Annotated in this window: 12 protein-coding genes and 2 tRNA genes; 1 reads left to right on the forward strand and 13 read right to left on the reverse strand. The window is 42.4% G+C overall.

Annotated elements, in window-relative coordinates:
• The 10 genes from rpoD to DW650_RS04035 all read right to left on the reverse strand — a co-directional run bounded on the left by rpoD (position 1) and on the right by DW650_RS04035 (position 11,657).
• Complete coding sequence (rpoD, locus tag DW650_RS03990; RefSeq protein WP_117918691.1) at positions 1–1,194, reverse strand: RNA polymerase sigma factor RpoD; 1,194 nt, start codon at positions 1,192–1,194, stop codon at positions 1–3.
• A 37-nt stretch (positions 1,195–1,231) separates the two neighbouring features.
• Positions 1,232–3,064, reverse strand: coding sequence for a DNA primase (gene dnaG / locus DW650_RS03995; protein ID WP_118209118.1), 1,833 nt, complete (start codon positions 3,062–3,064; stop codon positions 1,232–1,234).
• 293 nt (positions 3,065–3,357) lie between these two features.
• The gene (locus tag DW650_RS04000) at positions 3,358–4,371 is read right to left on the reverse strand and encodes a deoxyguanosinetriphosphate triphosphohydrolase (protein WP_118209119.1); all 1,014 of its coding nucleotides are present in this window, start codon (positions 4,369–4,371) and stop codon (positions 3,358–3,360) included.
• A gap of 131 nt (positions 4,372–4,502) precedes the next feature.
• The gene (locus tag DW650_RS04005) at positions 4,503–5,483 is read right to left on the reverse strand and encodes a guanosine polyphosphate pyrophosphohydrolase (protein WP_117918796.1); all 981 of its coding nucleotides are present in this window, start codon (positions 5,481–5,483) and stop codon (positions 4,503–4,505) included.
• Positions 5,484–5,599: 116 nt separating this feature from the next.
• Positions 5,600–6,109: a fibronectin type III domain-containing protein gene (locus DW650_RS04010; protein WP_118209120.1), complete on the reverse strand. Its 510-nt coding sequence runs from the start codon at positions 6,107–6,109 to the stop codon at positions 5,600–5,602.
• A 265-nt stretch (positions 6,110–6,374) separates the two neighbouring features.
• A tRNA-Leu gene (locus DW650_RS04015) sits at positions 6,375–6,458 on the reverse strand.
• 27 nt (positions 6,459–6,485) lie between these two features.
• A tRNA-Leu gene (locus DW650_RS04020) sits at positions 6,486–6,570 on the reverse strand.
• Between the two features lie 144 nt (positions 6,571–6,714).
• Positions 6,715–9,366 (reverse strand): sensor domain-containing phosphodiesterase, encoded by a 2,652-nt coding sequence (locus DW650_RS04025; protein ID WP_118209121.1) that lies wholly within the window; start codon positions 9,364–9,366, stop codon positions 6,715–6,717.
• A 5-nt stretch (positions 9,367–9,371) separates the two neighbouring features.
• The gene (locus DW650_RS04030) at positions 9,372–10,868 is read right to left on the reverse strand and encodes a methyltransferase (protein ID WP_118209122.1); all 1,497 of its coding nucleotides are present in this window, start codon (positions 10,866–10,868) and stop codon (positions 9,372–9,374) included.
• Between the two features lie 33 nt (positions 10,869–10,901).
• On the reverse strand, positions 10,902–11,657 hold the full coding sequence (locus tag DW650_RS04035; RefSeq protein WP_118209123.1) for a peptidoglycan recognition protein family protein: 756 nt from the start codon (positions 11,655–11,657) through the stop codon (positions 10,902–10,904).
• Positions 11,658–11,940: 283 nt separating this feature from the next.
• Here DW650_RS04035 and DW650_RS04040 point away from each other — a divergent pair, with 283 nt between their 5' ends.
• Positions 11,941–12,072 carry a thioredoxin gene (locus DW650_RS04040; protein WP_117918705.1) on the forward strand — a complete coding sequence of 44 codons (132 nt, stop codon included), beginning with the start codon at positions 11,941–11,943 and terminating at the stop codon, positions 12,070–12,072.
• A gap of 65 nt (positions 12,073–12,137) precedes the next feature.
• Here the strand turns inward: DW650_RS04040 and fliB are convergent, their stop codons facing one another.
• From fliB to nrdG, 3 genes are read right to left on the reverse strand one after another with little or no spacing between them, the layout of a single operon-like run.
• Positions 12,138–13,211 carry a flagellin lysine-N-methylase gene (gene fliB, locus DW650_RS04045; RefSeq protein WP_118209124.1) on the reverse strand — a complete coding sequence of 358 codons (1,074 nt, stop codon included), beginning with the start codon at positions 13,209–13,211 and terminating at the stop codon, positions 12,138–12,140.
• A 28-nt stretch (positions 13,212–13,239) separates the two neighbouring features.
• On the reverse strand, positions 13,240–13,488 hold the full coding sequence (locus DW650_RS04050) for a phospho-N-acetylmuramoyl-pentapeptide-transferase (protein WP_118209125.1): 249 nt from the start codon (positions 13,486–13,488) through the stop codon (positions 13,240–13,242).
• A gap of 17 nt (positions 13,489–13,505) precedes the next feature.
• Entirely contained in the window at positions 13,506–14,024 is a 519-nt protein-coding gene (gene nrdG / locus DW650_RS04055) for an anaerobic ribonucleoside-triphosphate reductase activating protein (RefSeq protein WP_118209126.1), read from the reverse strand.
• Between the last annotated feature and the right edge of the window lie 2 nt (positions 14,025–14,026).

Below are 14,026 nucleotides of genomic sequence, written 5' to 3' on the forward strand. Positions count from 1 at the left end.
TTACTCCAGATAATCCTTTAACTTGCGGCTTCTGCTTGGATGACGCAGTTTACGCAGTGCTTTCGCCTCGATCTGACGAATACGTTCACGGGTAACATTAAACTCTTTTCCAACTTCCTCAAGTGTTCTTGCACGTCCATCCTCAAGACCAAAACGAAGTGTAAGCACCTTCTGTTCACGCTCTGTCAGTGTACCAAGCACTTCTTCTAACTGTTCTTTTAGCAGAGTAAATGCTGCCGCATCTGCCGGAACAGGTACATTATCATCCTGGATAAAGTCTCCAAGGTGGCTGTCCTCCTCCTCACCGATCGGGGTCTCTAAGGAAACCGGCTCCTGGGAAATCTTTAAGATTTCACGCACACGCTCTACCGGCATGTTCATCTCTGCTGCGATTTCTTCCGGGGTAGGTTCACGTCCTAACTCCTGCAGTAACTGTCTGCTCACGCGGATAAGTTTGTTGATCGTCTCTACCATGTGTACCGGGATACGGATCGTACGTGCCTGATCTGCAATCGCTCTTGTGATCGCCTGACGAATCCACCATGTTGCATATGTCGAGAACTTATATCCCTTTCGGTAATCAAACTTTTCAACTGCTTTGATCAGACCAAGATTTCCCTCCTGAATCAGGTCAAGGAATAACATACCACGTCCCACATAACGTTTTGCAATGCTGACTACAAGACGTAAGTTTGCCTCTGCAAGACGTTTTTTTGCTTCCTGATCGCCAAGCTCCATACGCTTTGCCAGCTCGATCTCCTCTTCTGCAGAAAGCAGCGGCACTTTACCGATCTCTTTTAAGTACATACGTACCGGATCTTCAATGGATACACCATCCGGAACAGAAAGATCGATCTTTTCTACCTCAATCTCGTCATCATCATCCACTTCAAGCAGAATATCATCATCTGCATCATCATCTGTGATTCTTAAAACATCGATATTGTTTGCCTCAAGGAAATCAAGAATTTTCTCAAATTTATCGGAATCAAGCTGCATATCAGCAAAGAAATCACTGATTTCCTGATACTCCAACATATTCTTTTTCTTTTTTGCAAGGCTTAAAAGTTCTTTTAATTTTTCCTGAAATTTTTCTCTTGCTGCTTCTGTCTCCGCATTATTTACTGCAGATGCATCCGCTTTCTTTCCGGAAACCTTCGTATTTTCGTTGTTTTCTTTCTTTTTTGTTGCCATTTTGTTTCATCCTCTCAGGTTTTCTACTATTTTGTCCTTAATCAATGGAAATATGCACTTTCTCTAACTCTTCAAGTGCCTTCTTATCCGCCACTGACCGTTGCAACGCCGCCATATCAGTCGGTGCCATGTTCTTCAAGTGATACTCAATGCTGTTTTGTTTTACCCGGATAATGGTTTCTTTTAACGCTTTCTCAAACGTTTCTTTGGAATATCCACCATTTTCTTTGTCTCCTTCTGTCTCTACACCACGGATCGTGGCATGAAAAAGACCTGCGATCTCGCGCTGTTCTTCTTCATTCTGAAACATACTGACAATTTTTGCCGGGTTGACGGTACCGGTATCCCGATACTGTTCATATAATATTTCCGCCGCTTTATGATAAATCTCTTCTGTAAAATCTTCCGGCGAAATATATTTCTCAATCTTAGGAAATAATCCGGTATGCTCGATGAGCCAGGTCAAAAGCAGTTTCTGTGACTGTATCATACCGCTTTCCTTTTTCTTTTCACCGCCCTGGTCACGCCTGACTTCTGCCCGCTCTCTCACAGGTGATGCACCACCCGCTGCCATACCGATCTTTGCTCCATACTGGTTTACCAGCCTGCGCAGATCTTCTATACCGATCATATACTTCTCTGCTACCGCAGCAATATAATTATCACGCTCTAATTTTTCCCCGAACGTACAAAGTTTTTCTGCAACCGCATTATAAAACTTTGTCTTGCTCTCCGGATCATGCATATCATACTGCTGCTCTAAGATACGTATTTCAAACATAAAACTGTTTTCTGCTGTATCGATCCGCTTCTGATATTCCTCTGCACCAAGTGCTTTGATAAATTCGTCCGGATCTTTGTACGGCTTCATATTGATAACTTTCGTGGTGATCCCAACTTCTTTTAAGATCGGGATTGCACGAAGCGCTGCCTTTACACCTGCTCCATCGCTGTCGTAGGTCAGATAAACATTTTTCGTGTAGCGCTTTAACAGATTTGCATGTCCACTCGTAAGTGCCGTCCCCAAAGAAGCAACCGCATTGTCAAACCCTGCCTGATGCAGGGCGATCACATCCATATAACCTTCACAAAGAAGAAGCTGTGGCTTTTTGGTGCTTCTTGCAAAATTTAATCCGTAAAGATTGCGGCTCTTATCAAAGATCTTTGTCTCCGGAGAATTCAGATATTTCGGCTCACCATCCCCCATGACACGTCCACCAAAACCAATAACCTTATTGTGTACATCCATAATCGGGAACATCGCACGGTTCCAGAACTTATCATACCCGCCGCGCCTCTCATCAATGCTGACTAAACCGGATTCTTTTAAAATATCATCTTCGTATCCTTTTTTGCGGAGATACTGGTAAAGATCATCGCTGTACTGGTCGGAATAACCGAGACCGAATTTCTGCATTGTCTCATCTGACAGCTCACGCTTTCTGAAATAGTTAAGCGCGCGCGCACCTCTCTCTCCACGCAGCAACATGTAAAAATATTTTGCTGCTTCTTTATTAATTTCAAGCAGTCTTGCGCGCTTGTCCGCTTCCTGCCTCTGCGCACTGGTGTATTCCTGTTTTGGCAGTTCCACACCGGCGCGGTCGGCTAACGCTTCCATCGCCTCACCAAATGTAAAATTTTCATACTCCATCAGAAATGTAAATACATTTCCACCCGCGCCGCATCCGAAACAATAATACATCTGTTTGTTAGGCGACACGGAAAAGGAGCCTGTTTTTTCATTATGAAACGGGCAGAGTCCGAAATAGGTACTGCCCTTTTTTGAAAGACGCACATATTGGGAAATCACATCAACAATGTCATTCCTGGAACGCACTTCTTCTATGATGTCATCAGAATAATACGGCATCTTTTTCTCCTTTCGTTGTTTATATTCATCTTACATCTGCGAAATTCAACTTCAGTTTCCAACATTTGCGACAGATTGGCAGCTAAAACGAAAGTACGCTTGCGCTGCGTGTCGCTCGCAACGGTACTAAGCGACCAAAACACGGTCGCTAAGGACCGGCGGCTCCCCAGCACTTTCTTATTCAGGCTGCCAATCTGTCGCAACCACTTTCGATTTCAATGAATTTCGCAATTGTAACTTTAATATCCATCTACCTGCCAGGCCGTGTGGCAATGCCACAGGCTTTTTAATTTCTAATATCCATCTACCTGCCAGGCCTGTGGCATGAAGTATTCGCTGAATTTTGTGATGGCGTACTGGTCTGTCATGCCGGAGATGTAATCGCAGATGATACGCTGGTCTGTTTCACCGGCATCACGCATGCGCAGATATTTCTCAGGGAGAAGTTCTACATGTTCCATATAATAGAAGAACAACTGCTCGATCATGGCTTTTGCCTTGGTCTCTTCCCCTTTTGCTACCGGATTTTTATAGACATGGCCGAACATAAATTTGCGCAGTTCGATCATAGCCTGCTCTACTTCCTCCGACATAATGATATCGTCTTTTCCAACACTGTTGCTGATGATGTTATGTATCAGTGTATTTAAACGCTGCCTCGTCGAAAATCCCAGTGTTTTCCGAAGTTCTAACGGTATATTCTCCTCTGTCAGTATCTGCGCCCTTATGGCATCGTCAATATCGTGATTGATATAGGCGATCTTATCCGACAGCCGGACGATCTTTCCTTCTAAAGTATGCGGCATCAGACTCGTCTGATGGTTTAAGATGCCATCCCTTACCTCCCAGGTCAGATTCAGTCCCTTACCGTCTTTTTCCAGCTTCTCAACGATCCTTACACTCTGCTCATTGTGATGGAAACCTTCATCGCACAGTCCATTCAGCACAAACTCACCAGCATGCCCAAACGGCGTATGTCCCAGATCATGCCCTAATGCGATCGCCTCGACAAGATCTTCATTGAGCCGCAGTGCTTTCGCGATCGTGCGGGCATTCTGTGATACCTCTAAGGTATGTGAAAGCCTCGTTCTGTAATGATCTCCTTTGGGTGTCAGAAACACCTGTGTTTTATTCTTCAACCGGCGGAATGCCTTACAGTGTAAAATCCGGTCTCTGTCGCGCTGGAATACAGGTCTTATATCACACTGTTCTTCCGGATAATCACGTCCTCTTGAATGTATGCTGAGCGTAGCATACGGACTTAAGTTCTCACATTCCATCCGTTCAATATCTTCCCGTATCGACATGTTGTTCCTCCTCTTTGGATAAACCTGCCACACAGTAATTACAATATATATATTCCGCGTTCTTTTTCGATTTCCTTTTTTTATTTTAAATTAATGACAAAATTTTGCCCTCAACTTTGCCCTCTTTTCCATTAATCATTTTGAAAACGAGATAAATGTTCATATGGAAGGATCAGTCTTCCCCGGTAAAGTCCACACCCATCATTGATCAGGCTGTTATCAATTGCCGAAAACATATTCACATCCAGTTTTGCCAGTTCGATCTGCTGCAGTTTCATTCCTCTTTCATATGCCTCATCAAAATAAATACATTCCCCCACCGGAACAGCATCACGTCTTGCACGTTCACTCTCCTGCTTCTTCTCATATCCCAGATGATTCGCTGGTCCGATTTCCGCTATATCATCCATCGCTTTTGTCCTAAGCTGCATTTCCATATAACAATGTGCACTGTTGTCAAAAAAAGTAATATGTAACGACCGGTATCCATCCGGTTCTTCATTCACAATATAATCCCTGTAATACGGCCGTACTTCTTCACTGAGCAGTGAAGAATCACTCAGCTTTATACCGCCTGCCGGTTCTGCCGTAAATCCCCGCTCCTCTAAAAATACCTTAAGCACATTTGCGATCTCATATAAATGTCTGATTTCTTCCTGTTCTCTTTCCTTTTCATCTCCCACATGGCATTTAGGCATGGATATGACAATGCGGTATGCAATCAGGTCCCTGAAGCAGCTCAGCCGTTCCTTTAATTCATCCACCGGAGGATAGGCATGGTTTTTCAGATAATAATTATAAACATGCTCTACGATATATCCGTTGAATTTTGCTTCCGCACGGATCAGTGATTTGATCCTTCCTTTAAAAGTAAAAGAAAGGTAAGGATATTGTTTCGCCATATACTGATAAAATTCCCGTATTTTCTGCGACTGTGCTGTCAAAAAGTCATTATGCTCTAGCAATTCCATGATCTGCATCAGGAAATTACAGTGTAACCGATCCACCTCACTGTCATTTTCCTCTGCCACACGTTTTAAATCTTCTGTATATTTTTTTAAAATCCGAAATACCGTATCCCCGGAATAAAGATAATCATTTAAAGCAATCATTTTTCCATCCTTTGTTTTCCGCCTTCTGTGCCACATTGGTATCTATTATAAATGATTTCCTCCTAAATGCAAATAGCGCGGCAGTTTTTCTGCCGCGCCACTTATACCTTGCTGTCTTATTTTGTGATCTTTACTGATTTCGCCTCACTCCATGAGCCGTTTACTCTGTTGTCATCCTCGTCCACACGATATGCTCTGACACGCACATAATATTTTTTTCCTTTTGTCAGCTTTTTCAGAGTAACCTTTGTTGTCTTTGCGTTTGCCTTTTTGACTTTCACGCCCTTTTTAAACTTCTTGTCCGTGGAATACTGGATCTCATATCCCTTTGCATTGCTTACTTTGTTATATGTAACCTGTGCTTTCTTTCCTTTCACATTGGAAAGTTTGGAAATTTTGGTTTTTTTGACTGTGGTAATCTTTAAGTTTACCACACCCATATTGTTCACACCGGTGTTTTTCAGTTTTGTCGGATCCCAGCTATCTTTATATGCTTCACTGCCTGCAATTTCAATATAGTAAGTACCGCTCTTTAATGTAACCTCTTTGGAACATGCAGAAGAATAATAATTTTCTGCAATATTCATACGCTCTAATACATTATGGTTCGAACGGTATAACGTCACACCTGTGTTGCTGCTGATACATTCTATGGAAGCAGGATCATGGCAAATGCCAGTACCATTCCAAGAACATACGTTTTTATTTTCTTCATATAGCTTTTCTCCTTTTCCTCTTTATTTCTTCAGTGTAAAGAAACATATACAAATTTTTTTTAGCATAATCTTATCGCATATTCTCTATGAAAAAGGTACTATTTTCACGGTTTTAATTTTTTCAAAAAAAGAAGCATCGAATCCTCAATGCTTCTTTCACCCTAACATATAAAAATGCAGGAGATGGGACTTGAACCCACACGATATTGCTACCACAGGCACCTGAAGCCTGCGCGTCTGCCAATTCCGCCACTCCTGCAAACCCGTCAATCAAAGAAATCTTTGATGCGGAAGATGGGACTTGAACCCACACGTTCGCAATGAACACAAGATCCTTAGTCTTGCTCGTCTGCCAATTCCGACACTTCCGCGTATCAATCACTCTCTCGCGACGACTCATTTATAATAACAGAGAAAAACAAATATGTCAACAGTTTTTTTGATATTTTTTTAATTTTATTTATTTTTTTAATTTTTGGAACTGTTTTGATTATTTAGATATTGAAAGACAGCCCTTACAGGAACTGTCTCTCAAACATCTCTGCCTTCATCGGTTTTCCAAAATAGAATCCCTGAATCAGTTGAACCTTTGATCCCATCAGCGCATCTAACTGTTCTTTTGTCTCCACGCCCTCTACACAGACATTCACATGGATCGCAGTTGCCAGTTCTCCGACCATTTTTACAAATGCGTTGGAGAAATCATCTTTTCCAATATCAATGATAAAACAGCGGTCGATCTTTATGACATCGATCGGCATCTCCCTGATATGATTTAAAGAAGAATAGCCTGTACCAAAATCATCCAGCGCAACACGTACTCCAAGATGTCTGATATCTGCAAGTATCCGTTTCATCCGGCTCATATCATTGACCGCAAGACTCTCTGTTACTTCTAAGGTAAGGTTCTGCGGTGTGATCCTTGTCTCCTCGATCACATGTGCGATCCGCTCTACGATATCGTTCTGTAAAAGCTGTACAACAGAGAGATTAACATTCACTTTGTACTCCGGATGCCCCATATCATTCCAGTATTTACAATGGATACACGCTTCACGCAAAACAAATTCGCCGATCGGGTTGATCAGTCCTAAATATTCCGCAAGTGGGATAAAATCTGTCGGCGGTATCAATCCAAGTTCCCCTGAATTCCAGCGTATCAGTGCTTCTGCACCGGCACATGGATTTCCTTCTTTTGTGATATTTACGATTGGCTGGAAATATACTTCAAATTCGCTGAATGCATTTCTCGTTGCATTGCGCATATTCTTTTCAAGATCAAGCCGCTTGTAAGAGGTAGACTCAACATTGTCATCATAAAACTCTATACGGTTCTTTCCTGCACACTTTGCAGAATAAAGGGCAATATCTGCTTTTTTGATCAGTTCTTCCACCGTGTCCCCATCTGCCGGGAAACGCACAACTCCCATACTCATCGTACAGTAATAATCTGTTCCTTTTAACATCCACGGTTTTGTAAATAACGATTTGATCTCATCTAAGATCTGCTGAAGCATTGTCATATGATGATGTGCCAGTATGATGATAAACTCATCACCGCCCATACGGTAACAGTTATTCTCCACACCGGGAATCCTCTGCAGGCTGCCGGAAATATTCTTAAGTAAAACATCACCATACTGATGTCCAAGTCCGTCATTGATATGCTTAAAATCATCCAGATCAATATAAAGTAATGCTCCCTCTCCACCAAACTCTTTCGTCTGACGGATATACCGTTCCAGATCCTGTTCACAGCGCATTCTGTTATAAAGCCCTGTCAGGAAATCATTGTTTGCCTGACGCTCAATCTTCTGCTGATATAATTTTTTATCTGTCACATCATAAATCGTACATAAAAGAACTTTTCTTCCGTCAACCCAGTTGATCCTTGTACTGTGCAGATCAAACCAGCGGTTTTCTTCTTTTGAGTAAACTTCCCTGAAATAAAGGCTGTCCTCTGACTGTGCTCCCTGTCTTAAACATTCTTCAATGCCGGCACTGTGTATATCTCCACCAAACGCTTTACGGAAACGCTGGTTTGTATACAGGATGGTATTTTCTTTTGTATCCATCACGTAGATTCCGCATCCCACATTTTCAAGAATCGCCTCCAGTGACGCATACGAACTTGCGAGTGAATTTTTCGCGATACGTTTTACCAGGATCGTCTGTATGATCCTTCTGACATCATTGACAAACTTAATCTCTCCACTGTCCCAGATACGTTCTTTTTCATCCTCACAGAAGCAGACATACATCCCTGTTTTCCCACCAACATCGATCGGCAGGAACAGCCCTGCTTTCATTTTCTGTGCATCAAATAGTCTGCGGAACGACTCAGGCATCTTCGAATCTGCAGAGATCATGTATGGTTTTCCATTAAAAAAAGGCAATTCTGCTTTTGGAATGTTCTGTGAAGCATCCATCTGGGACTCTCTTCCCGCAGAATAATACTCACTAATCATATTAACGGTTGCGCCGTCTATATTTTCCCGGAACAAAACCGCAGCCGAAATCTCAAGATACCCACATGCCTCCTTTAAAATATCCCGGACAATCCCATCAAAACTGTCCTCCGACTCAAGCATACGCACGATCGCTGTCATCGCCTCATTGCGTTTTAATTCCGTCTCCATCTGTTCTTCCGACTCGCGGCTCTTTAAAAAAGCCTCCTGTGCTAAAAGTTCCTCTAATTTGACGGCAAACATCTGCTTTGACAACGTTTCCAAAAACTCGATCGACTTATAATAACGCTCCGGCGTTGTTCTCATCATGTAATCCGGTACATTTTCTCCGGCATCTTCCATTATACCGACCACGATCCAGATCGCAGATACCTCTCCGCTTACCTTTACAGCTACCCCGCACATCCGGATTCCATCTGCACCACAATCCTCTTCGATCACGCTTTCAATCCTGCTGTTTTGCAGCCGTTCTAACAGCCCGGCATGTCTGTCCATGTCGATCACACTGCCCAGATACTCAAGTTCTTCCTTCGAACCATATGTCTTTGTGACTTCCGTGCGGTCTCTGTCAAGACACATCAGATACAGGTTATTCGCATCACAGAAACGGTCCTGCAGATTCTGCATCAGTGATACATCCAACAGTACCTGTTCTGATCTTAAAGGATCATCTTCCTTCTTCCTACTCAAAAGTGCCATTCCCTTTACCCCTTTATTCCAACGATATACAGACTAAAATGACGTTTCTCTGAAATCACAAACTCCTGTATCAACCTGTATTCTGTATGTAAACGAAGTTGTTTCTTTACAATGCCTTCTTCATTTGAAAAAAAAATCATCGTTCCGCCCGGTGCTAAGATTTCTTTTGATTTTTCAAAAAATGAAGCATAAAGTGTATCCATCTCACCGCGTGACTGTTTTCCCCTTACCGGCATATTGGTAATGATCTCATCAAACAGATAATCATGTCTAAAATCAAAATAATCTCTATGGATAAAATTGATCTTTTCACCCGCTAAAGAGGCATTTTCCCTTGCTCCTTCAATCGCCGGTCCAAAAATATCGATCCCATACTTTTCCCTTGCCGGTTCTATAATGTCTCTCTCGATGAGCATTGTCCCCACTCCGCAGAATGGATCTAAGATCTGTGCATTTTCTTTGAGATATGGTCTTGCAAGTGCCACAAGCATTGCTGCCAGTGATGGATGAATGGATGCTGCAACTGCATTTTTCCGGTAGGCAAAACGCCGCATCGGAATCGTATACAGTTTTAAAAATGGTGCAAATCCTCCATCTTTTTTCTTTATCAGACGAATCTCTATTTCATAATCACCCGTTGAATTGATCAGCCTTCTCGCTGATGCACGCTCTAACTGTATTGCAAATTTTTTCGCAAAAGAAGCTCTTTTGTCGTTCTCCATATCTGCCCGGATCTCTACCCGAAAACGAAACGGGGTGTCCTGTTTATGACACTCCTTTAAAAAATCACTGATGCCGCTCTGCCAGATCGCATCTGCTAACTCATCTGCCTGCCCCTCATCCTGCTTTAAACGGATCGGAAACAAAAGTTCACGGTAAGTTCTCAGATTTGCCATGGCACGCACATCCTTTGTATACACTGCCACTCCGAGCGGATGTTTTGCCGTTTTTCTCCTGATATCCGCTGGAAGTTCCCCAATTTCCTTCAAGGTTACATCCGTACGTGTATGCCCGGTCAGCAGCAGCATCTCATGTGGATCTTTAAATCCGGTAAATGCGTGACTTTTGTTATCTTCTGCCTTTTCTAACAGCCTGCCAAGTGCACGAACCTCCTCATCAATATGCTTTTTTTCTTCTATTGCCGGAGTATAAGAGAGAAGTTCTTCCATCCTCTCTTTGAGCCGTTCCTGATATGCCGTAATATCCAAATAGGCAAGTGCCTTTAAATACGCGCTTTTTACAAAAAGAGTCTGCTCCCTTTCATATGCCGTAACTAATGCATCTGCAGCACCTGCCAGCCTCAGTTCCCCAAGGATCATCGCTGCATTTTTACGCACCTTGGGATCTTCTTCCTCTAACAGTTCTAACAGTAATCTGCCATCCCCGGTCAGTGACGCAAACTGTTTTCTGACGGTTTCATCTTTCATCCTGTTACGCAATTCTACAAGGTTTTCGCGGAGATTTTCTCTTTTTTGCAATGCTTCGTAATATTTCTCTATCATACTGCTTCCTTCGACATAATTGATACTCTCATTTTACTGTATTTCCTCTGTTTTTGCAATACCGTTGGTCTCTATGTAATCGACAAGATCCGACTTAAACTGCTTCCATGCAGCCTCGTTTTCCACATAATATTTCGGACATGCCTTTCCAGTTACATCATAATGTCTTATCACATCATCCGTAGTCAGATCATAACGTCCCATCAGCCATGTCACCAGATGAACCAGCGATCCATAAGTCGCATCCGTAAATTTTCCCGTATCATCCGGAATACAGCACTCTATGGAAATCGTATCGGCATTTCTCTCATTCGAAGCATATGCGATTTCATTGCATGGAATGCATTGGATGATCTCCCCACTGATCCCGATCACAAAATGACTGCTTGCATGCGTTTCCCCTGATTGCGCCAGTCCTTCAAAATAATCACGGTTCTGCTGCGCCGTTGTTCCCGGATTTGCGGTATAATGCACAACAATCCCATTTATTTTTTCAAGTGCCGTTCCCGGTCTTGAGAATTCATTATAATCTAAAAGCTGCACAGAAAAATCCGGCCGGTCCGCAATATATTTCGTTTCCTCCACAATGATCTCATCCTGTGTCTGTATTGTCCTGTGGGATATGCGCCATACACCATATAAAATCACTCCCACAAACATAACTGCCGTAAAGATCATGACACCGCCCGCAAACATCTGCTGTCTTTTCCGTTTCTTCTGTCTTCTTTTTCGTGCCTCGTATCTTCTTTTTTCCGCTTCACGTCTGCGACCTGCTTCTCCCTGATCCATAGTCTCCCCTTTTTCTTATGTCAGAAATATTTTGTATAATATTTTTATTTTTCCCGTTTCATTTCTGGAAAAATAATCACTTTTTTAAATCTCAAGTAATATTATACAATTTTATTATGTGAAATCTAGTAAAAATACACATTTGTTATTTTCCTGCTTTTGTACAGTTTTTCGTCCGTCTCATCAGTTTTTGTATATATTGCACAATATGTCGAATTGTTTTTTGTTGATTTTCCCGATACATTATGCTATATTATAGAAAACAAATAAGGAGGTGTGTTGTATGACTTATGCAATCGATCCGGCAATGTCTTTCGTTGAAGTTGTTTCTTTCTATGAGAAATATATCGATGAAACAAAAGCCGCCGGGAAAAAGCCTGTATCTTTCCTGCATTTTCTCACAGGCAGATACTAAAAGCCGGTTGATCAGGCCGTCAGCTTATGAAAGCTGTCAGGTGCCCTGTCACCCGGCTTATTTTTTTACATGATCTGTGCAAGCAGATCTTTTACGGAAAATACGTCTTCAAACAAAAATGATTCTCCTAACATTTCTATATTTTCTTCGGAATGCTCTACTTCTTTTGCATAAACTTTCGTTGTTTCGACACGGTCTGAAAGATCAAATTTCTGTCCGTTTTCCATCCAGACCATGACATCCATATCACGCACCATCAAAAAAGATGCAACTGCAAACTGCGCCTTTTCAAGCAGATTGTTATCATAGAATGCCCTCATAAAATAACGGAAAGTATAATATACCATCAGATGTTCATACTGATACTCGTTTTCCTTTTGTGACTCCATAAAAGCACGGTGCGTCTTTTCATAATTTTCTTCATTATAAAAATTCTTCAGCCTATCTTCCATATCAGACCACGCATCACCAATGGATTCAAGCTCCTCATACTGCGAAAGCCGCTGTAAGAATGCCTCGTAAAGGCTGATCTTTTCCGGTTCTTCCGTTTTTGGCGCTGTCTCAAACAGCTCCTTCTGCATCTGACAGCAATAATCGAGATACATTGCGATGCGCTCTGTTATGGAATGAGTGCGATCCTGAAGCAGGCCGATCGCATGTGCTCTTACTGCTTCAAGTTTCTCCGCAAGCTCATCATCCCCCTCCTCCCACTCATACTCATCATAATCTTCCGAAAGAATCTGTTCGTCAAATCCGATCGTTTCCGTATCTGAAAAGACGATACGCCCAACTTCCCCGCAGGAAAGACATAATACTTTTTCTCTCGTTTTCGGATACTCCGTCGTAAATCTCGGATATTCCGTACACACCTCTGACAGAGAATCCTCCCCCAAAGTCAGACATACCTCGCAGAGTCCCTTTTCATTCAGAAGCGGACACCATCCCTCTTCATTTAACACAAAACTGCCATCCTCACTGATCGATGCACGGATTTTCTCTGCCATCGGTCCTTTCAGATCCTTATAATAATCCAGTGTATCCTCATCAATATCAATTTCCCATCCTCTGCAGCAATTATCCGGACATTTATCAGCAATGCACCGGAACTCTTTATAATATGACGGCACTCTAAACACCATTTTCTTTTCGTTCCTCTCTATGTATTTCTCAATCTTCCCTGAAATGACTGCTTAACATATACCCAATGCACCAGACTCCGCCTGCTAATGAAAGATATATAAATCCTTCAATCGCTGCAGCTACCAGTCGTCCCAAAGACATGCTTCCTGCCATCTGCGCAAGGATCAGTCCCTTTACCGGACCAGTCAGGATCTTATAACCGCCAACATAGCACCAGCCCAGAACACCTAATGCATAACTTAATGCAGCAGCAATCATTTTCCATGAAAACTTCATCTTATTCCCCTTTTCCTTTATTCCATCAGTAATATAATTTCCTGTTTTTTTCTCGTTTCAGGCACATTAATGATTCTCTGGTTCGAAGATCCCCTGAAATTTAAGCCAATATCCTTTTTCCCTAAAATAAAAGGTCCATCCACCATAACATCGATCATTGATAAAAAAGGCTCTGATGCCTCACAATATGCCCTTCCGCCCGGCAAAAAATCCTCATACAGATATCCGCTGTACACCCAGATATTTTTATCCGGCAGTTCTTTTTTTATTCTCTGTAAAAGAGGAAGAAGCCCCTGCTGATTTTCCGGTTCCCCCGGATCTCCTCCAAGCAGTGTCAGTCCTGCAATGTAGGACGGTGCAAGCGCCTGCATGATCTCATCTTCCGTATTTTCTGTAAACGGTTTACCATAGGAAAAATCCCATGTTTCCTGATTAAAGCACTCTTTGCAGTGATGTCTGCATCCGGACACAAACAAAGACACCCTCACACCTGTACCATTCTCAATGGAACAGGGTTTGATCTGCGCATAGTTCATCT

This window comes from Roseburia sp. AM23-20 (assembly GCF_003470905.1).
Lineage (GTDB): Bacteria > Bacillota > Clostridia > Lachnospirales > Lachnospiraceae > Roseburia > Roseburia rectibacter.

What these genes read in the sequence shown, in the direction of transcription:
- DW650_RS04040 (WP_117918705.1), top strand. Translation starts at nt 11,941, where the DNA reads ATGACTTATGCAATCGATCCGGCAATGTCTTTCGTTGAAGTTGTTTCT.
- DW650_RS04030 (WP_118209122.1), bottom strand. Translation starts at nt 10,868, where the DNA reads ATGATAGAGAAATATTACGAAGCATTGCAAAAAAGAGAAAATCTCCGC.
- DW650_RS04025 (WP_118209121.1), bottom strand. Translation starts at nt 9,366, where the DNA reads ATGGCACTTTTGAGTAGGAAGAAGGAAGATGATCCTTTAAGATCAGAA.
- dnaG (WP_118209118.1), bottom strand. Translation starts at nt 3,064, where the DNA reads ATGCCGTATTATTCTGATGACATCATAGAAGAAGTGCGTTCCAGGAAT.
- rpoD (WP_117918691.1), bottom strand. Translation starts at nt 1,194, where the DNA reads ATGGCAACAAAAAAGAAAGAAAACAACGAAAATACGAAGGTTTCCGGA.
- DW650_RS04035 (WP_118209123.1), bottom strand. Translation starts at nt 11,657, where the DNA reads ATGGATCAGGGAGAAGCAGGTCGCAGACGTGAAGCGGAAAAAAGAAGA.
- DW650_RS04050 (WP_118209125.1), bottom strand. Translation starts at nt 13,488, where the DNA reads ATGAAGTTTTCATGGAAAATGATTGCTGCTGCATTAAGTTATGCATTA.
- DW650_RS04005 (WP_117918796.1), bottom strand. Translation starts at nt 5,483, where the DNA reads ATGATTGCTTTAAATGATTATCTTTATTCCGGGGATACGGTATTTCGG.
- DW650_RS04000 (WP_118209119.1), bottom strand. Translation starts at nt 4,371, where the DNA reads ATGTCGATACGGGAAGATATTGAACGGATGGAATGTGAGAACTTAAGT.
- nrdG (WP_118209126.1), bottom strand. Translation starts at nt 14,024, where the DNA reads ATGAACTATGCGCAGATCAAACCCTGTTCCATTGAGAATGGTACAGGT.
- fliB (WP_118209124.1), bottom strand. Translation starts at nt 13,211, where the DNA reads ATGGTGTTTAGAGTGCCGTCATATTATAAAGAGTTCCGGTGCATTGCT.